The 19,922-nt window shown below is 63.8% G+C and carries 18 protein-coding genes; 9 read left to right on the forward strand and 9 right to left on the reverse strand.

Going from position 1 to position 19,922, the window contains the following annotated elements:
• Positions 1–47: 47 nt before the first annotated feature.
• Together AVCA_RS10490 and AVCA_RS10495 are read right to left on the reverse strand one after the other, a co-directional pair.
• Complete coding sequence (locus AVCA_RS10490) at positions 48–2,549, reverse strand: ABC transporter permease (RefSeq protein WP_012700891.1); 2,502 nt, start codon at positions 2,547–2,549, stop codon at positions 48–50.
• Positions 2,550–3,230 (reverse strand): ABC transporter ATP-binding protein, encoded by a 681-nt coding sequence (locus AVCA_RS10495; RefSeq protein WP_012700892.1) that lies wholly within the window; start codon positions 3,228–3,230, stop codon positions 2,550–2,552. It abuts the gene before it with no gap.
• A gap of 10 nt (positions 3,231–3,240) precedes the next feature.
• On the opposite strand from AVCA_RS10495, the gene AVCA_RS10500 reads away from it, so the two are divergent.
• From AVCA_RS10500 to AVCA_RS10510, 3 genes are all read left to right on the forward strand, one after another.
• Positions 3,241–3,849, forward strand: a complete 609-nt coding sequence (locus AVCA_RS10500; protein WP_041807163.1) for an arylesterase — start codon at positions 3,241–3,243, stop codon at positions 3,847–3,849.
• Between the two features lie 89 nt (positions 3,850–3,938).
• Positions 3,939–4,232, forward strand: coding sequence for a hypothetical protein (locus AVCA_RS10505; RefSeq protein WP_012700894.1), 294 nt, complete (start codon positions 3,939–3,941; stop codon positions 4,230–4,232).
• A gap of 66 nt (positions 4,233–4,298) precedes the next feature.
• Positions 4,299–5,252 carry a L,D-transpeptidase family protein gene (locus tag AVCA_RS10510; protein WP_012700895.1) on the forward strand — a complete coding sequence of 318 codons (954 nt, stop codon included), beginning with the start codon at positions 4,299–4,301 and terminating at the stop codon, positions 5,250–5,252.
• A 125-nt stretch (positions 5,253–5,377) separates the two neighbouring features.
• Here the strand turns inward: AVCA_RS10510 and AVCA_RS10515 are convergent, their stop codons facing one another.
• Positions 5,378–5,629: an Lpp/OprI family alanine-zipper lipoprotein gene (locus AVCA_RS10515; RefSeq protein ID WP_012700896.1), complete on the reverse strand. Its 252-nt coding sequence runs from the start codon at positions 5,627–5,629 to the stop codon at positions 5,378–5,380.
• Between the two features lie 458 nt (positions 5,630–6,087).
• Between AVCA_RS10515 and AVCA_RS10520 the strand changes: the two genes are divergently transcribed.
• Positions 6,088–6,360, forward strand: coding sequence for a GNAT family N-acetyltransferase (locus tag AVCA_RS10520; protein WP_012700898.1), 273 nt, complete (start codon positions 6,088–6,090; stop codon positions 6,358–6,360).
• Between the two features lie 60 nt (positions 6,361–6,420).
• Here the strand turns inward: AVCA_RS10520 and AVCA_RS10525 are convergent, their stop codons facing one another.
• Entirely contained in the window at positions 6,421–7,497 is a 1,077-nt protein-coding gene (locus AVCA_RS10525; RefSeq protein ID WP_012700899.1) for a 3-deoxy-7-phosphoheptulonate synthase, read from the reverse strand.
• A gap of 311 nt (positions 7,498–7,808) precedes the next feature.
• Between AVCA_RS10525 and cysB the strand changes: the two genes are divergently transcribed.
• Positions 7,809–8,783, forward strand: coding sequence for an HTH-type transcriptional regulator CysB (cysB, locus tag AVCA_RS10530; RefSeq protein WP_012700900.1), 975 nt, complete (start codon positions 7,809–7,811; stop codon positions 8,781–8,783).
• A gap of 21 nt (positions 8,784–8,804) precedes the next feature.
• Here cysB and AVCA_RS10535 read toward each other — a convergent pair whose 3' ends face one another.
• The 5 genes from AVCA_RS10535 to rloA all read right to left on the reverse strand — a co-directional run bounded on the left by AVCA_RS10535 (position 8,805) and on the right by rloA (position 14,134).
• A complete protein-coding gene (locus tag AVCA_RS10535; RefSeq protein WP_012700901.1) occupies positions 8,805–9,539 on the reverse strand; it encodes a phosphoadenylyl-sulfate reductase in 735 nt (244 codons plus the stop codon).
• A 119-nt stretch (positions 9,540–9,658) separates the two neighbouring features.
• The gene (gene pabB / locus AVCA_RS10540) at positions 9,659–10,990 is read right to left on the reverse strand and encodes an aminodeoxychorismate synthase component I (protein WP_012700902.1); all 1,332 of its coding nucleotides are present in this window, start codon (positions 10,988–10,990) and stop codon (positions 9,659–9,661) included.
• Between the two features lie 85 nt (positions 10,991–11,075).
• Positions 11,076–12,062, reverse strand: coding sequence for an alpha-L-glutamate ligase-like protein (locus tag AVCA_RS10545; RefSeq protein WP_012700903.1), 987 nt, complete (start codon positions 12,060–12,062; stop codon positions 11,076–11,078).
• A 3-nt stretch (positions 12,063–12,065) separates the two neighbouring features.
• A complete protein-coding gene (rloB, locus tag AVCA_RS10550; protein ID WP_012700904.1) occupies positions 12,066–13,592 on the reverse strand; it encodes an osmotic stress tolerance membrane protein RloB in 1,527 nt (508 codons plus the stop codon).
• A gap of 5 nt (positions 13,593–13,597) precedes the next feature.
• Positions 13,598–14,134 (reverse strand): retropepsin-like aspartic peptidase RloA, encoded by a 537-nt coding sequence (gene rloA, locus AVCA_RS10555; RefSeq protein ID WP_012700905.1) that lies wholly within the window; start codon positions 14,132–14,134, stop codon positions 13,598–13,600.
• Between the two features lie 274 nt (positions 14,135–14,408).
• On the opposite strand from rloA, the gene AVCA_RS10560 reads away from it, so the two are divergent.
• From AVCA_RS10560 to acnD, 4 genes are all read left to right on the forward strand, one after another.
• On the forward strand, positions 14,409–15,131 hold the full coding sequence (locus AVCA_RS10560; protein WP_012700906.1) for a GntR family transcriptional regulator: 723 nt from the start codon (positions 14,409–14,411) through the stop codon (positions 15,129–15,131).
• Entirely contained in the window at positions 15,128–16,015 is an 888-nt protein-coding gene (prpB, locus tag AVCA_RS10565) for a methylisocitrate lyase (RefSeq protein WP_012700907.1), read from the forward strand. Before AVCA_RS10560 ends, prpB begins: the two co-directional genes overlap by 4 nt.
• Before the next feature lie 76 nt (positions 16,016–16,091).
• Positions 16,092–17,255, forward strand: a complete 1,164-nt coding sequence (prpC, locus tag AVCA_RS10570; RefSeq protein WP_012700908.1) for a bifunctional 2-methylcitrate synthase/citrate synthase — start codon at positions 16,092–16,094, stop codon at positions 17,253–17,255.
• 1 nt (position 17,256) lies between these two features.
• Positions 17,257–19,860, forward strand: coding sequence for a Fe/S-dependent 2-methylisocitrate dehydratase AcnD (gene acnD / locus AVCA_RS10575; protein ID WP_012700909.1), 2,604 nt, complete (start codon positions 17,257–17,259; stop codon positions 19,858–19,860).
• Positions 19,861–19,922 lie beyond the last annotated feature (62 nt).

A 19,922-nucleotide genomic window follows, 5' to 3' on the forward strand; every position in this document is an offset into this window, starting at 1 on the left:
CTCGAGGCTGTCGAAAGAGAGCGAGGATAACCGAACCCGGGGCGGGCTCAACCCTCCCGCAGGACCTGCAGCGGGCTGGCGTTCAGGGCTCGCTGCGTGCCCAGCAGCCCGGCGGCGCCCACCAGCAGTGCGCCGAGCGCCGGCAGCAGCAGCAGCCAGGGATGGGGATGCCAGGGTAGATCGAAGACGAAGCGGTAAAGCAGCGCGCTGACCAGTTCGCAACCCAGCGCGGCGAGCAGGCCGCTGGACGCCCCGAGCAGGGCGAACTCCAGGCGCCGGGTCTGAACCAGCAGGCGCCGCCTGGCTCCCAGGGCGCGTAGCAGGGCGCCTTGGCGGAGGCGCTCGTCGAGGGTCGCCTGCAGTCCGGCGAACAGCACGCAGAGGCCGGCGGCGAGGACGAACAGCAACACGTATTCCACCGCCAGGGTGACCTGGGCGAGGATGCCGCGCAACTGAGCCAGCAGGGCCTCGACCTGAAGCAGCGTCACCGTGGGGAAGCTGCGTGCCAGGCGCACCACTTCGGCGTCCCGGCCGGGCGGCAGGTAGAAGCTGGTCAGGTAGGTAGCCGGAAGGTCCTGCAGGGTTCCGGGCTGGAAGATCATGTAGAAATTCGGCTGGAAGCTGTCCCAGTGCACTTCGCGCAGGCTGCTGACCCGTGCATCGCGGGTGATGCCGCCGACGCTGAAGGTCAGGCGGTCGCCGAGTCCGAGCCCGAGGTTCTTGGCCAGCTCGGCCTCGACCGAGACCCCGGGCAGTTCGCCGTGCTCCAACCGGTCCCACCACTGGCCGGCGCTCAGGCGGTTGTCCGCGGGTAGCCGCTCGGCCCAGGTCAGGTTGAGGTCGCGCTGGGTGGCGCGTTCGCCGCTGGATTCCTTGCTGACGATCTGCCTGACCGGTTCGCCGTTGATGGCGGTCAGACGTCCCATCACCACGGGATAGAGAGGAGCGCTCTGCGGGGCGATACGCGCGACCTCCGCCATGAAGCGCTCTTTTTCCGCGGGCAGAACATTCAGGGCGAAATAATTGGGCGCCTGCTCCGGGAGCTGGTTCTGCCAGGTATCGAGCAACTCGCTGCGCAGCAGGGCCACCAGGGACATGGCCAGCAGGATCAGGCCGAAAGCCAGCGCCTGCCCGGCGGCGGCGAGAGGGTGACGCAGCAACTGGCCGATTCCCAGCCGCCAGGCCAGGGGGGCCGTGGCCAATAGACGTCGCAGGGTGCGCAGGCCGGACAGCAGCAGGGCGCCGAGGGCGAATGCGGCGAGCAGGCCACCGCCGAGCAGGGCCAGGGTCAGCCGCAGGTCCAGGCTGAGCCGCCACATGATCAGGCCGAGCGCCAGCAGGGCCATGCCATAGGTCAGCCAGGCGGCGGGCGGTACCGGCACGAGGTCGCGGCGCAGTACCCGCAGCGGCGGTACCCGGCCGAGGGCCGCGAGTGGCGGCAGGGCGAAGCCGGCCAGGGCGACCAGCCCGGTGGCGCCGCCGGCCAGCGCCGGTATCAGGCCGCCGGCCGGGACCTCGGCTGGCAGCAAGTCTCGAAGCAGCCAGAACAGACCCTGCTGCGCGAGCCAGCCCAGTGCGGCGCCCAGGCCGCAGGCGAGCAGGCCGAGCAGGCCGAGCTGCAGTCCGTAGAGGGCGAGGGTGGCTCGGCGCGACAGGCCGAGGCAGCGCAGCAGGGCGCTGGCATCGAAGCGGCGGATCGCGAAGCGAGCCGCCGACAGGGCCACGGCGATTCCGGCCAGAAGTACCGCGGCCAGGCTCGCGAGATTCAGGTAGCGTTCGCCGCGCGCCAGCGCATTGCCGATCTGTCGGTTGCCGGCGCGCGCATCCTCCAGGCGCTGGTCGGCGGCGAGCAGCGGCGTCACCTGCTGGCGATAGGCCTGGAGCGCCTCCGGGGCGCCACGCCACAGCTCGCGGTAGCGCACCCGGCTGCCGGGCTGCACCACCCCGGTGGCGTCCAGGTCGTCGAGATGCATCAGCACGCGCGGCGTGAGGCTGTAGAAGTTGCCGGCGCGGTCCGGCTCCTGGGTGAGGACGCGGGTCAGGCGCAGTGACTTTTCACCCACTTCGATGCTGTCGCCGACCTCGAGGCTCAGGGCCGCCAGCAGGCGTGTCTCGGCCCAGGCCTCGCCCGGGGCGGGACCCGGGCCCGGCGTGTCCGGCTGATAGGGGGCCGGAGCGCTCTTGAGTTCCCCGCGCAGGGGGTAGGCGCTGTCGGCGGCCTTGACGCTGGCCAGTTGAATGGCCGTGTCGGTGGCGATCACGCTGGAGAACTCGACGACCCTGGCATGCTCCAGCCCGAGCGTCGTGCCGGCCGCCAACTGCTCCGCAGTGGCCGGAGAGCTGCCGCTCAGGCGCAGGTCGGCACCGAGGAATTCGGTGGCGCGCAGCAGCATGCTGGCGTTCAGGCGCGCCCCGAAGTAACCGATGGCGGTGGTCGCCGTCACCGCCACCAGCAGGGCGAGGAACAGCACCCGCAATTCTCCGGCGCGGGCATCGCGCAGCAATTGGCGGAAGGCCAGGCTCAGCAGGCGCAGGAAGGGCAGGTCCATTCAGGGCTCCGAGGCGACCAGGCGGCCGGCTTCCAGGCGTATGAGACGCTCGCAGCGCCGGGCGAGGCGTTCGTCATGGGTGACCAGCACCAGCGTGGTGCCGCGTTCCCGATTGAGGGCGAAGAGCAGATCGCTGATCCGCTCGCCGGTCTGACTGTCGAGATTGCCGGTCGGTTCGTCGGCGAAGAGGATGTCCGGTTCGGCGGCGAAGGCGCGGGCGATGGCGACGCGCTGCTGCTCGCCGCCGGAAAGCTGCTTCGGATAGTGGGCGAGGCGCTGGCCGAGCCCCACCCGTTCGAGCAGTTCGCGGGCGCGGGCGCGGGCGTCGGTGCGGCCTTCCAGCTCCAGGGGGAGCATGACGTTGGCCAGGGCGTCGAGCGTGTCGAGCAACTGGAACGACTGGAAGACGAAGCCCACATGCTCGGCACGGACCCGCGCCCGGCGGTCTTCGTCCAGGCTGGCGAGGCTGTGGCCGGCCAGCGCGACCTCCCCGCTGCTGGGCAGGTCGAGCCCGGCCAGGAGGCCGAGCAGGGTCGACTTGCCGGAGCCGGAGCTGCCGACGATGGCCAGGGTCGCGCTGCGGGGGAGCTCGAGATCGAGCCCGTGGAGGATGGTCAGTTCGCCTTCCGCGCTGGAAACCACTTTGCTAAGGTTCTGCGCGACGAGAATGCTCGAACTCATGGAGATTCCAATGCGTGGGTGGTTGCTGGGCGCCATGCTGGCGTCGCTGTTCTTCTGGGCGCAAGGGGCGCTGGCGGGTACCGTTCTGGTCGTCGGCGATAGTATCAGCGCCGCTCTGGGTGTGGAAACCAGCCAGGGCTGGGTCGCTCTGCTGGAAAGGCGTCTCACCGAGCGGGGCTTGGAGCACCGGGTAGTGAACGCCTCGATCAGCGGCGACACCAGTGCCGGCGGCCTCGCGCGCCTTCCCGGGCTGCTCGCCGCTCACCGTCCGGAGCTGGTGATCATCGAGCTGGGGGGAAACGACGGGCTGCGCGGACAGCCTCCACAGCAATTGCAACAGAATCTTGCATCGATGATCGACCGCTCGCGATCCGTTGGGGCACGGGTCTTGCTGCTCGGCGTGCAGCTCCCGCCGAACTACGGCTCCCGCTACAACCAGGCGTTCATTCGGGTCTATGCGTCGCTGGCCGAGGAGAAGCAGGTGCCGCTGGTGCCATTCTTTCTCGAAGGAGTGGGGGGAGTGCCCGGAATGATGCAGGCCGATGGCATCCATCCGACCGCACGGGCCCAGCCGCAGCTGCTGGACAATCTCTGGCCCACCCTGGAGCCATTGCTCTGAACGGTTTGCAGGGACTCTCGAAGCGGTTTTCCGGGCTTTTCCGCGCAGGTTCTTTCGGCTAATGTTGCGCCCCCTTCCTGGAGCCTCCGATGCCTCGCCCTGCCTGGTCCCTGCATGCCTATTACCTGATCGAGCCGGACGAGCAGCTCGATCTGTTCGCCTGTCGTGAGGTACGTCTGCATCTGGTCGGTCGTCAACTGGAGCTGGGTGGCCAGATCGATCGGACCCTGTGCGGCGGCCTGCTGCCTGCACAGCCGCGCTGGCGTGGACTGACCAAGCCGCTGCTGCGCGATGACCGGCTGTGCCCGGTCTGTCGGGCGGCCTTGGAGGCACAACGCCGGGGCGATTGCGTCGGCTGGTCGATTCCCTGGGTGCTTGGCTAAACACTTCGATGATGCGGTACAATCGGGCATTCCCACTTGGGCCATTACATGCCAAGGATTATCTCGATGCTTGCGCGTTCTGTTGCTTTCCTGTCGTTTTCGGCGCTGTTGAGTGCTCCTCTGGCAGCCCTTGAACTGCCTCTCCCGCCGCCCGGGGAGGATGTGGTCGGACAGGTGCAGGTCATCAAGGCCAAGTACGAAGATACCTTCGCCGATATCGGCCAGGCCAACGACATCGGCTATCTGGAAATGGTCGCGGCCAACCCGGGCGTGGACCCCTGGTTGCCCGGCGTCGGAACCGAGGTGATCCTGCCGACGCGCTACATACTGCCGCCCGGTCCGCGAGAAGGCATCATCATCAATCTGGCCGAGTACCGCATGTATTACTTCCCCAAGGACCAGAACGTGGTTCATACCTATCCTCTGGGCATCGGGCGCGAAGGATGGGGATCTCCCGTCGCCGAAACCCGCATCACCGGCAAGATCAAGGACCCGGCCTGGTATCCGCCGAAATCGATTCGCGAAGAGCACGCCGCCGATGGCGATCCCTTGCCGACCGTGGTCCCGGCGGGGCCGGACAACCCGCTTGGCCCCTTCAAGTTCACCCTGGGGCTGTCCGGTTACCTGATCCATGGCTCGAACAAGAAGTTCGGTATCGGCATGCGGGTCAGCCATGGATGTTTCCGCATGCTGAACCACAACGTGCTGCAACTGGCGGATATGGTGCCGGTAGGCACCAAGGTTCGTATCATCAACGAGCCCTACAAGTTCGGTATCTCGGAAGGCAAGGTCTATCTGGAGGTGCATGCACCTTTGGAAGACGAGTCTTCGAAATCTTCGGTCGTGGACAAGCATGCAGCCCTGATCGATGAGTTGCTCAAGCGCAATGACTTGTTGGGGGAGCGACGGCTGGACTGGGAAGTTGTGCGAGAAGTGGTCGCGGCCGAAGATGGTTTGCCGGTCGAAGTATCCGGACCCGACTCGGGATTGGCCAGTACCACTAATGGTTCGGATATCTGAGAATTGTTTGCGGTTTTTGTAAGTTGACGAATTGATGAAAGGGATAGCCTTGATTTAATTCCCACGCCCTTTCAATAAAAAAGCCGGCCCGAATGGGCCGGCTTTCCTCGTTTCCAAAGAAACAATTACTTGCGGCTGGCTTTTTCCAGCATGCGCAGGGCGCGCTCGTTGGCTTCGTCAGCGGTCTGCTGAGCGCGCTGAGCGGCTGCCAGAGCCTCGTCGGCCTTGCGATAGGCTTCGTCGGCGCGGGCTTGGGCGCGAGCAGCTGCGTCTTCGGTAGCGGTGATGCGGGCATCGCTTTCTTTGGAGGCGCTGCTGCAACCAGCGGCCAGAAGAGCGGCCAGGGTCAGAGCGGAAATTTTCAGAGCATTGTTCATCGTGTTCCCCTTTTGAGGTGGCTTTCATCTAAAAGCAATTTCCCATGCGAGGGAAATTCGCCGATCAACATACTACCTATAACTTTTTGTAAGTAAACTGAGTACGAGCAAAGAGTGCCACGTTTTTTTCGGATGACCCCGGAGAATCCATGAGGTTGTCTAAAATTTATCCAGAATCATGCATTGGGGGTTCTGTCCAAGCATTGGGAATGCTTGTGGATTAGCCTTGTATGATCGTGCCATCGCTCCTGTTTTGCAGGGCTATGAAGGCGGGAGAGAAGGGGTTGCTGCCCATCCGATTAAGCAGGCGACTTTTATCGGGGCGTGCTACACAGAAAGCGGAAATAGAGCAGTGGCCCATGTTCGGATGGGAGACGGATTCAGGCGTTTCTTCGCCGACGGATAGAGTCTAAGATACGAAGTGTACAAAAATAAGACAAGACTTGAGGGGAGACGGAATGAGCGAAGCATTATCCATTCACCATGATCGGGCCGGGCATCAGTTCGAGGCTGTCGTAGATGGGCATCGTGCCTATCTGGCCTATATGGACCTTGGGAAGAACACCCTGGATATCTACCGTACCTATGTTCCCGTCTCCTTGCGTGGCCGTGGCATCGCCGCTGCCCTGACGGCCGAGGCGCTCGATTATGCCAAGCGCATGGGGTACACGGTGATTCCGTCCTGTTCCTATGTCGAGCGCTACATCGAGCGTCAGCAGAGCCAGTCTTGAGAATGCGGGCATGGTGGTGGCAACGCCGGGATACCAACCCGGCGTTGTCGTTTTCGATGCTCAGGAGCGTTTCCGGTTCGGCAGGATATCCTTGAGTTTGGCGTGCATGTCGCGTATCGCCGTGGCTGTGGTGTCCCAGTCGATGCAGGCGTCGGTGACGGAGACTCCGTACTTGAGGTCGTCCAGATTGTCGGGAATCGACTGGCTGCCCCAGCCCAGGTTGCTCTCCACCATCAGACCTATGATGGATGAATTGCCTTCGAGAATCTGGTTGGCGACGTTGGTCATCACCAGGGGTTGCAGGGCCGGATCCTTGTTCGAATTGGCGTGGCTGCAGTCCACCATGATATTCGGCAGGATACCGGCCTTGCGCAGCTCCTGCTCGCAGATGGCGACGTTGACCGAGTCGTAGTTGGGTTTGCCATTGCCGCCGCGCAGAACGACGTGCCCATAGGTATTGCCCTTGGTCGTCACGATGGAAACGCTGCCCTGCTGGTTGATGCCCAGGAAACGGTGGGGCCTGGATACCGATTGCAGCGCGTTGATCGCCACGGTCAGGCTGCCGTCCGTGCCGTTCTTGAAACCGACGGCAGAAGACAGGCCGGAGGCCAACTCGCGGTGTGTCTGGGATTCCGTGGTGCGGGCACCGATGGCCGACCAACTGAACAGGTCCTGCAGATACTGTGGGGAAATCGGGTCCAGGGCTTCGCCAGCGCTCGGCAAGCCCGTTTCGGCGATGTCGAGCAGCAATTGGCGGGCGATATGCAGCCCTTCCTGGATCTTGAAGGTGTCGTCCAGATAGGGATCGTTGATGAGGCCCTTCCAACCGACGGTGGTGCGGGGTTTCTCGAAATAGACACGCATCACCAGAAACAGGGTGTCGGAAACTTCGGCTGCGAGCTTCTTGAGCCGTTCGGCGTATTCGTGTGCCGCCTTGACATCGTGGATGGAGCACGGGCCGACCACCAGGAACAGGCGATGATCCTTGCCGTCGAGGATATTGCGGATGACTTCGCGGCCGCGGGAGACGGTGTTCATGGCGGCAGCGCTCAGGGGGATCTCTGCCTTGAGCTGCTCTGGGGTGATCAGGGGGTCGTTGGAGGCAACGTTGATGTCATTGATCGGTAAATCGGCCATCGGGTTACTCGCAGGTCATGGGCCAGCCAGTGCGTCCCCGCACTATGGGCGCGGCATGTAAGGCAATGGGGGGAGGGGAACCTTAGCGCGTTATGCGAGGGGGCGACAATGGGCTTTCGAAGAATAGGGAGACAGTGGGCGGAACGTGACCGCAGGACCATTCTCCTGCATGGCTAGAGGCCATGATCGCTCAAGGGCCCGGATTCGTTTTAGCTGATAAAGCGTCTGGCTTTCTTCGGTAAACTATCAATAATGGTTATAAGAATGCTGTCATTTTGCGAGCGTTCGTTATCTTGGTTCGAGGAATAGCCATGAAGCTTCAGCAACTGCGTTACATCTGGGAAGTGGCGCATCACGATCTCAATGTTTCGGCCACGGCTCAGAGCCTCTACACATCGCAGCCCGGCATCAGCAAGCAGATCCGCCTTCTGGAGGATGAACTGGGGGTGGAGGTTTTTGCGCGTAGTGGCAAGCATCTGACACGTGTGACGCCGGCCGGCGAGCGAATCATCACCACTGCCGGGGAAATCCTGCGCAAGGTGGAAAGCATCAAGCAGATCGCCCAGGAATTTTCCAACGAGAAGAAAGGCACCCTGTCCATCGCGACGACCCATACGCAGGCGCGCTATGCCTTGCCGTCGGTCATCAGCGCCTTCATTCGCCAGTATCCGGAGGTTTCCCTGCACATGCACCAGGGGACGCCGACCCAGATCGCCGAAATGGCGGCCGATGGAACCGTCGACTTCGCCATCGCCACTGAGGGATTGGAGTTGTTCAGCGACCTCCTCATGATGCCCTGTTACCGCTGGAATCGCTGTGTGGTGGTGCCGCAGGGGCATCCGTTGACCAAGCTGTCCAAGCTGACGCTGGAGGCGGTGGCCGAATATCCCATCGTTACCTATGTGTTCGGCTTTACCGGGCGTTCCAAGCTGGACGAGGCCTTTTTCAATCGTGGCCTGACTCCCAAGGTGGTGTTCACCGCCGCCGATGCCGACGTCATCAAGACCTATGTTCGGCTCGGTCTCGGTGTAGGCATCGTCGCTCGGATGGCGGTGGACGAAAAGCTCGACGGCGATCTGGTGGCGCTCGATGCCAGTGAGCTCTTCGAGCCCAGCGTCACCAAGATCGCTTTTCGCCGCGGAACCTTCCTGCGCGGGTTCATGTGCGATTTCATCGAGCGATTCGCCCCGCACCTCACCCGGCCCGTTTTGAGCAAAGCCATGCAGTGCCACAACAAGGCCGAGCTGGACGAACTGTTCGAGGGCATCGAACTGCCGTTGTATTGACGGGGGCGGTCCCTGGCCGGATCAGCTCTTGCCGATCAGGTTGCCGGCATGCAGACCGCACTCCTTGTGGGTGGCCTCCTCCCACCACCAGCGACCCTCGCGCTCGTGCTGGTTGGGCAGTACCGGCCGGGTGCAGGGTTCGCAGCCGATGCTGATATAGCCTCGTTCGTGCAGCGAGTTGTAGGGGATTTCCAGCATGCGGATATAGCCCCAGATCTCCTCGCTGCTCATCTGTGCCAGCGGATTGAACTTGTACAGCGGCCTGTCCGGAGTGGAGAAGGCGCCGTCCACCTCGAACTCGGCGACCTGGCTGCGAGTCCCGGGGCTCTGGTCGCGACGCTGGCCGGTGGCCCAGGCGCTCACGGTGGCCAGTTTGCGCTTGAGCGGTTCGATCTTGCGGATGCCGCAGCATTCGCCGTGGCCATCCTTATAGAAGCTGAACAGCCCTTTTTCCCTGACCAGTGGTTCGAGCAGGCGGGCATCGGGCGAGAGCACTTCGATGGCCAGGCCATAGTGCTCGCGCACCTGCTCGATGAAACGGTAGGTTTCGGGGTGCAGGCGGCCGGTATCCAGGCTGAAGACCTTGACGTTCTTGTTGAGCTTCCAGGCCATGTCGAGCAGTACTACGTCTTCGGCGCCACTGAAGGAGATCCACAGATCGTCGCCGAAGTGATCGAAGGCGATCTGCAGGATGTCCTGGGGCGATTTGCCGATGCAGGCGGCGGCCAGCTCGGCGGTGTTCACGGCTTGCTTCATCAGGCGATGTTCCTAGGTATCGTGAGCGGCTGAGGATTGTGTGTCGCGAATGCTAGCAGAGGACGTTTTCTTTCCTAAACAACCGGTCTCGCCGGTGGCTTTCTGTGCGTTATGACCGGTCAGAGTGCGCGAAGGGTCGCCAGCAGTGTTCGCACCTTGGTGATGGACTCCTGATACTCCGCCTGCCAGTCGGAGTCGGCGACTATTCCGCCGCCGCCCCAGCAGGTGATGCGCCCGTTGCGGGCCAGCAGGGTGCGAATGGCGATGGAGCTGTCCAGCCTGCCGCCGGCATCCAGATAGAGCAGCGAACCGCAGTAGATGGCGCGGCGTCTGCTTTCCAGTTCCTCGATGATCTGCATGGCGCGGATCTTCGGTGCGCCGGTGATGGAGCCGCCCGGAAAACTGCCGGCGAGCAGATCCAGGGCATCCTTGCCGGGAGCCAGCTCGCCCCTGACGCAACTGACCAGATGATGCACGTTCGGATAGCTCTCCAGGGCGAACAGTTGCGGAACGTGCACCGAGCCGGGCCGGCAACTGCGGCTCAGGTCGTTGCGCAGCAGGTCGACGATCATCAGGTTCTCGGCTCGATCCTTGGCGCTGAGCCGCAGCTCGTCGGCGTACAGTCGGTCTTCCGCGGCACTGCGACCGCGTGGGCGGGTGCCCTTGATCGGACGGGTTTCCACCTGTCCATCCGTGACGCTCAGAAAGCGTTCCGGCGAAAGGCTGAGAATGGCGCCGCCGCCATCCAGGGACTGGTATCCGGCGAAGGGGGTCGGACAGACCTGGCGCAAAGCCTGGTAGGCAACCCAGGGATCGCCCTGGAAGGGGGCCTGGAAACGCTGGGCGAAGTTCACCTGGTAACAGTCGCCTGCCTGAATGTAGGCGAGAATGCGCTCGATGGCTGCGCGATAGTCGCTGACGGTCAGGTCCGGGGTGAAATCCGCCGCGAGATGGAATGCCGTGCTTCGGGGCGGCGGCGTGCGGAACAGGCGTCTCAAACGCTCGCATTCGCGGCCGTCCAGGCTGGGGTGGCAGACCAGCGTGGTGGTCTGCGCCTGGTGGTCCGTGATCACTGCCCAGGCATACAGTCCGAGCTGGGCATCGGGAAGCTCCAGGTCATCGTGGGTCGTATCAGGCAGGCGTTCGAGACGACGGGCGAAATCGTAGGACAGGTAGCCCATCAGGCCGCCCGCGAAAGGAAGTCCAGGTGTCTCGATATGTCCCAGACTCGATGCGGCCTGGCGCAGTCGTTGGAGAAAACCGCTGCCGGTTTCACCGGCAGAAGGAACGAGGCGGGCCCGCGGCCAGGCGCTGAGCAGGTCGTAACGGCCCCGTCGCGATGCCGGTCGGCCACTGTCGAACAGTACGGCGCCGGGTGCCTGGCGGATCTTCTCGAAATAGCGGGTCGGATCGGCGCTATAGGGGAGTGTGTGGATACGGCAACTGGGCATGCGGATGCGTTGGTTGTGGCAAGGCCTGATTGTAGCGCCAGGTGTTCCGGATTGCCGGGTAACCCGCCCCCGAAGGGGCGGAGGGTCAGACGGCTGCCGTGGAAACGCGCCCGAACAGCTCCTGGGCGAAGCGCATGCGCTCGGTCGGGGTCTCCTGGATGCCGCGTTCCTTCAGGTCTGCCAGGTGAGCCTCGATCTTGTGGGTGCGCAGGGCCAGGCCGCAGTCGTTGGCGATCTGGATATTCAGGCCGGGACGGGCGTTGAGCTCGAGAATCAGGGGGCCCTTGGTTTCGTCCAGCACCATGTCGACGCCGATATAACCGAGACCGCAAAGTTCGTAACAGCCGGCCGCCAGCTTCATGAAGCCGTCCCAGTCGGGCAGTTGCACGCCATCGACCGGATTGGTGGTGTCCGGGTGCTTGGCGATCTTGTTGTTCAGCCAGGTGCCGCGCAGGGTGAGGCCGGTGGTCAGATCGACACCGACGCCGATGGCGCCCTGGTGCAGGTTGGCCTTGCCGCTGGACTGGCGGGTCGGCAGGCGCAGCATGGCCATGACCGGATAGCCCATCAGCACGATGATGCGGATGTCCGGCACGCCCTCGTAGCTGATGCTCTTGAAGATCGGGTCGGGCTTGACGCGGTACTCGATTAGCGCCCGGTCGCGACCACCGCCCAGGGAATAGAGGCCTGTGAGAATGCTGGAGATGTGGTACTCGATTTCCTCGTGGGTGACGATCCGGCCGGAAACCGTCTTGTAGCGGCCTTCGAAACGGTCGGCGATGACCAGGATGCCGTCGCCGCCGGCCCCCTGGGCCGGCTTGATCACGAAATCGCTGTGTTCGCCGATGATCTGCTCGAGCTTCTCGATTTCCTTCTCGGTTTCGATGATCCCGTACATCTCCGGTACATGGATGCCGGCTTCGATCGCGCGCTGCTTGGTGATGATCTTGTCGTCGACGATGGGGTACAGGCTGCGTTTGTTGTATTTCAGCACGTAGTCCGCGTTGCGCCGGTTGATGCCCATGATGCCCTTGGCTTCCAGGGCCTTCCATCTCTTCCACAGGTTGATCATGTCTCAGTCCTTCAGGAAGGCCTTGAAGCGGAACAGTTCCGTCAGGCGGTAGCCGCGGTAGCGTCCCATCGCCAGCATGAAGCCCACCAGAATCAGCAGTACCGTCGGGAAGGTGAAGATGAAGTAGGTCAACTGCGGAATGTTCATCAGCAGATGAGCCAGCGAGGCGGCGACGATGGTGCCCAGGGCGACCTTGAAGGCATGGCCGCCGCCGCGCTCTTCCCAGGTGATCGACAGGCGCTCGATGGTCATGGTCAGGATCACCATCGGGAACAGCGATACCGATAGGCCGCGCTCGAGACCGAGCTTGTGGCTGAGCAGGCTGATGATGGCGATCAGCACCACCACGAAGGTCAGCACCACGGACAGGCGCGGCAGCATCTGCAGCTTGAGATGCTCCAGGTAAGAGCGCAGCGACAGGCCCAGCGCGGTGATCAGGGTGAAGAGAATGATGCCGAAGCCCACCTGGGTTTCGCGGAAGGCCAGGGCGATCAGGACCGGCGTGAAGGTTCCGAGGGTCTGGATGCCGATCAGGTTGCGCAGGATCAGGATCACCAGCACGCCGATCGGAATCATGATCATGATCTGATAGGTCTGCTGGGTTTCCAGCGGCAGGCCGTACAGCGTGTATTCGAGGAAGTCGGCATCGGTGTTCTGGTCGGTCATCTTGGCCAGGCCGATGGCGTTCAACTCGCTGTTGTTGAGGGTGAAGTTGACCTGGGCCTGTTTGCCGCCGTCCACGCTGACCAGCGGCTCGTCGCCGGTCCACCAGATCAGGCGGTCGGCCGGCAGTCCCTGCTCGCCGGTGTCGGGGTTGAAGTACAGCCACTTATCGCCATTGAAGCTGCGAATCCAGAGTTCGGGACTGACCGCCTGGTCGGTGATCAAGCGCAGGGTGTGCACGCGCTCCATCGGCACATGGGCGAAGGACAGCAGGAGTTCGACGATGCGCACCCGGTTCGGCGTCGAGGTATTGCCGGCGGTGAGCAGCTTGACATTGTCGTCGTTGAGGTTGTTGACCCGCTTGATGGCTTCGCCGATGAAGGTTTCGACGTCGGCCGAATGCTCCCGGATGGGCGCCAGCAGGGCTTCGGCGGCGATCTTTTCGGCACCCTCCACCGGGATGCTGTCGCGGAATACCGGGCCCTTGGGCTTGGGCAGGTCGCCGGTATAGCGCTTGGTCAGGGCCAGGCGATAGTAGAGGGTCTGCTTGCCGCTGGCGCGCCGGGCCGACCAGGTCACCCGGCGGTTGCTGTCGACCTGATTGACGCTCACGCCATAGTTGTTGGAGATGAAGCTCTCGTTGAGGCTGACATAGTTCTGGTTGAGCGGCGGGGCGAACATCTGCACCTTCACCGGCTCGCGTGGGTTGGCCTGAAATTCGACGCGCGCGTCGATGTTCCACAGATCGTCGGTCTCGTCCTCGGTCACCGGAATGCCCAGGACGAAGATCTGATAGGCCGTGACCAGAACCCCGATCGACACCAGCAGGACGATCAGTATTTTCAAATGCAGGTTGAGGGCGCGCATGCATATTACTCGGCGGAGTTTGCGACAGTGGCGCAACCGGGCTTGCCGGCCGCGTATTTAAGGCTCGGATCGACCAGGGCCCCGAAGCGCGTCAAGGCGTCGGAGCCGATCAGCAGCGGGTATTGGAAGGCGCTCCTGTCGGTCAGGTTCACCTCGATGGTGCGCAGGGTGCCGCCCATGCAGAAGTCCAGCTCGACCACCGGGCGAGCCGTGTAGGTCTGGCTTTCCGCCGGATCGTAGTCTCCGGCGCGGCGCTTGATCTTGCTGAGTCTCGCCAGCGGACGTTCGATGGGGTGCGAATGGCTGTCATCGATGGCCAGATAGAAGCGTACCCAGGTCTCACCGTTGCGCTTGAAGCGCGTGATGTCGCGGGCGCTGAGCGATGCCGTCTCGGCACCCGTATCCAGCTTGGCCGTCACTTCCAGTTTGAGTTCGGGCAGCGACACGTATTCGTTCAGGCCATAGACGGACTTCTCGGTGGCGAAAAGTGTTCCGGGGATGAACAGCAGGCAAGCAGACAGGGCAAGGGGCTGGAATCTCATAGGTCCTGTAGACGGAGGCGATCGACAGTTCAGGCAGCGGCTTGGCACGACGATCCCGCTGCCTGGGCAACAGGCGGTCACGGACAGGACCGCCTGCCGCGCGGCGCGCATTCTAGCACGGGTTTCCCGTATCGGCAGATTCCGCCCCTCGGCCGCGGAAAAGGTGTGGAGACGCATGCGTATTCGACGATTGTCGACAATCTGAAAGATTAGTTTGACAGAATGGCTTATCAAGCCTAATTTCCGTGCAACGAAAACACTGATTGTCGACAATATGCTTGAGACACCATCCTCGCTGCTGGCTATTCCAGACGATTCCGAAACGCTCTCCGAGCATGTGTTCCGACGCATCCAGGCGGCGATCGTGAAGGGTGAGATCGCCCCGGGCAGCAAGATTTCCGAGCCCGAACTGGCGCGTGTCTACGGCATCAGCCGCGGTCCTCTGCGTGAAGCCATCCATCGCCTGGAAGGGCAGAAACTGCTGGTCCGGGTTCCCCATGTGGGAGCCAGGGTGGTTTCGCTCAGCCACCAGGAACTGATCGAGCTTTACGAGATCCGCGAGTCGCTCGAAGGCATGGCCTGCCGCCTGGCGGCCGAGCGCATGACGCAGGCGGGCGTCGACGAATTGCGTCGGGTACTGGATACCCACGAGCGCGACGAAGCCTTCCAGGCCGGTGTCGGCTATTACCAGCAGGAAGGCGATTTCGACTTCCATTACCGGATCATCCAGGGCAGCGGCAACCAGACGCTGGTGCGCATGCTCTGCGGGGAGATGTATCAACTGGTGCGCATGTACCGCATCCAGTTCTCCTCCACGCCCAACCGGCCGCGCCAGGCCTTCAACGAACACCACCGGATACTCGATGCCATCGCCGACCGTGACGGCGAACTGGCCGAACTGCTGATGCGCCGGCACATAGCCGCTTCCCGGCGCAACATGGAGCGCCACTACGAAGGCGCTCAGGTCACTACAGCCAACAAGAGAGGTAAGTCATGACTCAGACGTCTGCCGGGCAACGTTTCCGCGATGCCGTCGCCAGTGAACATCCGCTGCAGGTGGTCGGCGCCATCAATGCCAACCATGCGCTGCTGGCCAAGCGTGCCGGCTTCAAGGCCATCTACCTGTCCGGCGGCGGCGTGGCGGCCGGTTCCCTGGGCCTGCCGGACCTGGGCATCACCGGGCTGGACGACGTGCTGACCGACGTGCGCCGCATCACCGACGTATGCGACCTGCCGCTGCTGGTGGACGTCGATACCGGATTCGGCTCCTCGGCCTTCAACGTCGCCCGTACCGTCAAGTCGATGATCAAGTTCGGTGCGGCCGCCATCCACATCGAGGACCAAGTGGGCGCCAAGCGCTGCGGTCACCGTCCGAACAAGGAAATCGTTTCCCAGCAGGAGATGGTCGACCGGATCAAGGCGGCCGTGGACGCCCGTACCGACGACAGCTTCGTGATCATGGCGCGCACCGACGCGCTGGCGGTCGAGGGGCTGAACTCGGCGCTGGATCGCGCCGCCGCCTGCATCGAGGCGGGCGCCGACATGATCTTCCCCGAGGCGATCACCGAACTGGCGATGTACAAGACCTTCGCCGACCGGGTGAAAGCGCCGATCCTGGCCAACATCACCGAGTTCGGCGCCACGCCGCTGTACACCACCCAGGAACTGGCCAACGTCGACGTATCCCTGGTGCTCTATCCGCTGTCGGCGTTCCGCGCCATGAACAAGGCGGCCGAGAACGTCTACACGGCGCTGCGCCGCGACGGCACCCAGAAGAACGTGATCGACACCATGCAGACCCGCATGGAGCTTTACGACCGCATCAACTACCACGCCTTCGAGCAGCACCTCGACGCATTGTTCGCAGCCAACAAGAAATGACCGCCGCCTGACCGGCCGGAACGGGCCGGTCCCGGAAAACAATAGCAATGACCAACCGGATTAGGAGAAACGAGCGATGAGCGCTACCGCAGAAACCACCACTGTTGGCTTCAAGCCGAAGAAGTCAGTGGCCCTGAGTGGCACCGCCGCCGGCAATACCGCTCTGTGCACCGTGGGTCGCACCGGCAATGACCTGCACTATCGCGGCTATGACATTCTCGACTTCGCCACCACCTGCGAATTCGAGGAGGTCGCCCATCTGCTGGTGCACGGCAAGCTGCCCAATGTCGCCGAACTGAACGGCTACAAGGCCAAGCTCAAGTCCCTGCGCGGCCTGCCGGCCGGCGTGAAGGCCGCCCTCGAGCAGTTGCCGCCGTCCTCTCACCCGATGGACGTGATGCGCACCGGCGTGTCCGTGCTCGGCTGCCTGTCGCCCGAGAAGGAAGACCACAACTACCCCGGCGCCCGCGACATCGCCGACAAGCTGATGGCGTCCCTGGGCTCCATGCTGCTGTACTGGTACCACTTCAGCCACAACGGCAAGCGCATCGACGTGGAAACCGACGACGACTCCATCGGCGGCCACTTCCTGCACCTGCTGCACGGCAAGAAGCCGAGCGACAGTTGGGTGCGCGCCATGCACACCTCGCTGATCCTCTACGCCGAGCACGAGTTCAACGCCTCCACTTTCACCTCCCGGGTGATCTCCGGCACCGGCTCCGACATGTTCTCCTGCATCACCGGCGCCATCGGCGCGCTGCGCGGGCCGAAGCACGGCGGCGCCAACGAGGTGGCCTTCGAGATCCAGAAACGTTACGACACCCCGGACGAGGCCGAGGCCGATATCCGTGCCCGCGTCGAGCGCAAGGAAGTCGTGATCGGCTTCGGCCACCCGGTCTACACCGTTGGCGATCCGCGCAACAAGGTGATCAAGGAAGTCGCCCGCGAGCTCAGCGTCGAACAGGGCAACACTAAGATGTACGACATCGCCGAGCGCCTCGAAAGCGTGATGTGGGAAATCAAGAAGATGTTCCCCAACCTGGATTGGTTCAGCGCCGTCAGCTACCACATGATGGGCATTCCCACCGCCATGTTCACCCCGGTGTTCGTGATCGCCCGCACCTCCGGCTGGGCCGCCCACGCCATCGAGCAGCGCATCGACGGCAAGATCATCCGGCCGAGCGCCAACTACGTCGGTCCGGAAAACCTGAAGTTCGTTCCGCTCAGGGAGCGCAAGTAAAATGAACACCCAGTACCGCAAGAGCTTGCCGGGCAGCACGCTGGACTACTTCGACACCCGCGCGGCCGTCGAAGCCATCCAGCCGGGCGCCTACGACAAGCTGCCGTATACCTCTCGCGTGCTGGCCGAGCAGTTGGTGCGCCGCTGCGATCCGGCCCTGCTGAGCGACTCGCTGAAGCAGATCATCGAGCGCAAGCGCGACCTGGACTTCCCCTGGTACCCGGCCCGCGTGGTCTGCCACGACATCCTCGGCCAGACCGCGCTGGTCGATCTGGCCGGCCTGCGCGACGCCATCGCCGAGCAGGGTGGCGATCCGTCCAAGGTCAACCCGGTGGTGCCGACCCAGTTGATCGTCGACCACTCGCTGGCCGTGGAGTACGGCGGCTTCGATCCGCAGGCTTTCGAGAAGAACCGTGCCGTCGAGGAGCGCCGCAACGAGGACCGCTTCCACTTCATCGACTGGACCCGCACCGCGTTCAAGAACGTGGACGTGATCCCGGCCGGCAACGGCATCATGCACCAGATCAACCTGGAGAAGATGTCCCCGGTGATCCAGGCGCGTGACGGCGTGGCCTTCCCGGACACCTGCGTGGGTACCGACTCGCACACCCCGCACGTCGATGCCCTGGGCGTGATCGCCATCGGCGTCGGCGGCCTGGAAGCCGAAACCGTGATGCTCGGCCGCGCTTCCATGATGCGCCTGCCGGACATCGTCGGCGTCAGGCTGACCGGCAAGCGCCAGCCCGGCATCACCGCCACCGATATCGTGCTGGCGCTGACCGAGTTCCTGCGCAAGGAGCGCGTGGTCGGTGCCTACGTCGAGTTCTTCGGCGACGGCGCCGCCAGCCTGTCGATCGGCGACCGCGCCACCATCTCCAACATGTGCCCGGAATACGGTGCCACGGCGGCGATGTTCTACATCGACCAGCAGACCATCGACTACCTGAAGCTGACCGGCCGCGAGCCGGAGCAGGTCGCCCTGGTCGAGAACTACGCCAGGACCACCGGCCTGTGGGCCGATGCCCTGGTCGGCGCCGAATACGAGCGCGTGCTCGAATTCGACCTGTCCGGCGTGGTGCGCAACATGGCCGGGCCGAGCAACCCGCACCGCCGCCTGCCGACCAGCGCCCTGCACGAGCGCGGCATCGCCGACGAGGCCAAGCTGGCCGCCGCCAGGGCCGAAGAGGCCGAAGGTCTGCTACCGGACGGCGCGGTGATCATCGCCGCCATCACCAGTTGCACCAACACCTCCAACCCGCGCAACGTGGTGGCCGCCGGCCTTCTGGCCAAGAAGGCCAACGCGCTGGGCCTGGTGCGCAAACCCTGGGTGAAAAGCTCGTTCGCTCCGGGCTCCAAGGTCGCCAGGCTGTACCTGGAGGAGGCCGGCCTGCTGCCCGAGCTGGAGAAGCTGGGCTTCGGCATCGTCGCCTACGCCTGCACCACCTGTAACGGCATGTCCGGCGCCCTGGACCCGGAGATTCAGCAAGAGATCATCGACCGCGACCTGTACGCCACCGCCGTGCTGTCCGGCAACCGCAACTTCGACGGCCGCATCCATCCGTACGCCAAGCAGGCCTTCCTGGCCTCGCCGCCGCTGGTGGTCGCCTACGCCATCGCCGGTACCGTGCGCTTCGACATCGAGCAGGACGTGCTGGGCCACGACAAGGACGGCAAGGCCATCACCTTGAAGGACCTGTGGCCGAGCGACGAGGAGATCGACGCCATCGTCGCCTCCTGCGTGAAGCCCGAGCAGTTCAAGCAGGTCTACATCCCGATGTTCGATCTGGGCATCGTGGAGGAGGCCAAGAGCCCGCTGTACGACTGGCGTCCGATGTCCACCTACATCCGCCGCCCGCCGTACTGGGAAGGCGCCCTGGCCGGCGAGCGTACCCTCAAGGGCATGCGCCCGCTGGCGGTGCTGCCGGACAACATCACCACCGACCACCTGTCGCCGTCCAACGCCATCCTGCCGGACAGCGCCGCGGGCGAGTACCTGGCCAAGATGGGCCTGCCGGAGGAGGACTTCAACTCCTACGCCACCCACCGCGGCGACCACCTGACCGCGCAGCGCGCCACCTTCGCCAACCCGCAACTGGTCAACGAAATGGCCGTGGTCGACGGTGAGGTGAAGAAGGGCTCGCTGACCCGCGTCGAGCCGGACGGCAAGGTCATGCGCATGTGGGAAGCCATCGAAACCTACATGGGGCGCAAGCAGAACCTGATCATCGTCGCCGGCGCCGACTACGGCCAGGGTTCCTCGCGCGACTGGGCGGCCAAGGGCGTGCGCCTGGCCGGCGTCGAGGCCATCGTCGCCGAAGGCTTCGAGCGCATCCACCGTACCAACCTGGTCGGCATGGGCGTGCTGCCGCTGGAGTTCAAGCCGGGCACCACCCGCAAGACCCTGGGCATCGACGGCACCGAGACTTTCGATGTGATCGGCGAGCGCAAGCCGCGCACCGAGCTGACCCTGGTCATCCACCGCAAGAGCGGCGAGACCATTGAAGTGCCCGTGACCTGCCGCCTGGACACCGCCGAAGAAGTGTCCATCTACGAGGCCGGCGGCGTACTGCAGCGCTTCGCCAAGGACTTCCTCGGCCAGGCCTGACCGGTGTGGCCTGTCTACCCGTCCCGCGCCCTGCGGGACGGGTAGACAGGCATCTGCATTCC

The organism is Azotobacter vinelandii CA, assembly GCF_000380335.1.
Taxonomy (GTDB): Bacteria; Pseudomonadota; Gammaproteobacteria; order Pseudomonadales; family Pseudomonadaceae; genus Azotobacter; species Azotobacter vinelandii.

Excerpts from the sequence above, each read along its gene's own strand:
- AVCA_RS10490 (WP_012700891.1), bottom strand. The coding sequence starts at position 2,549 with ATGGACCTGCCCTTCCTGCGCCTGCTGAGCCTGGCCTTCCGCCAATTG.
- prpC (WP_012700908.1), top strand. The coding sequence starts at position 16,092 with ATGAGCGCTACCGCAGAAACCACCACTGTTGGCTTCAAGCCGAAGAAG.
- rloA (WP_012700905.1), bottom strand. The coding sequence starts at position 14,134 with ATGAGATTCCAGCCCCTTGCCCTGTCTGCTTGCCTGCTGTTCATCCCC.
- AVCA_RS10515 (WP_012700896.1), bottom strand. The coding sequence starts at position 5,629 with ATGAACAATGCTCTGAAAATTTCCGCTCTGACCCTGGCCGCTCTTCTG.
- AVCA_RS10505 (WP_012700894.1), top strand. The coding sequence starts at position 3,939 with ATGCCTCGCCCTGCCTGGTCCCTGCATGCCTATTACCTGATCGAGCCG.
- AVCA_RS10495 (WP_012700892.1), bottom strand. The coding sequence starts at position 3,230 with ATGAGTTCGAGCATTCTCGTCGCGCAGAACCTTAGCAAAGTGGTTTCC.
- rloB (WP_012700904.1), bottom strand. The coding sequence starts at position 13,592 with ATGCGCGCCCTCAACCTGCATTTGAAAATACTGATCGTCCTGCTGGTG.
- cysB (WP_012700900.1), top strand. The coding sequence starts at position 7,809 with ATGAAGCTTCAGCAACTGCGTTACATCTGGGAAGTGGCGCATCACGAT.
- AVCA_RS10500 (WP_041807163.1), top strand. The coding sequence starts at position 3,241 with ATGCGTGGGTGGTTGCTGGGCGCCATGCTGGCGTCGCTGTTCTTCTGG.
- acnD (WP_012700909.1), top strand. The coding sequence starts at position 17,257 with ATGAACACCCAGTACCGCAAGAGCTTGCCGGGCAGCACGCTGGACTAC.
- AVCA_RS10545 (WP_012700903.1), bottom strand. The coding sequence starts at position 12,062 with ATGATCAACCTGTGGAAGAGATGGAAGGCCCTGGAAGCCAAGGGCATC.
- AVCA_RS10535 (WP_012700901.1), bottom strand. The coding sequence starts at position 9,539 with ATGAAGCAAGCCGTGAACACCGCCGAGCTGGCCGCCGCCTGCATCGGC.
- pabB (WP_012700902.1), bottom strand. The coding sequence starts at position 10,990 with ATGCCCAGTTGCCGTATCCACACACTCCCCTATAGCGCCGATCCGACC.
- AVCA_RS10510 (WP_012700895.1), top strand. The coding sequence starts at position 4,299 with ATGCTTGCGCGTTCTGTTGCTTTCCTGTCGTTTTCGGCGCTGTTGAGT.
- AVCA_RS10560 (WP_012700906.1), top strand. The coding sequence starts at position 14,409 with ATGCTTGAGACACCATCCTCGCTGCTGGCTATTCCAGACGATTCCGAA.
- AVCA_RS10525 (WP_012700899.1), bottom strand. The coding sequence starts at position 7,497 with ATGGCCGATTTACCGATCAATGACATCAACGTTGCCTCCAACGACCCC.
- prpB (WP_012700907.1), top strand. The coding sequence starts at position 15,128 with ATGACTCAGACGTCTGCCGGGCAACGTTTCCGCGATGCCGTCGCCAGT.
- AVCA_RS10520 (WP_012700898.1), top strand. The coding sequence starts at position 6,088 with ATGAGCGAAGCATTATCCATTCACCATGATCGGGCCGGGCATCAGTTC.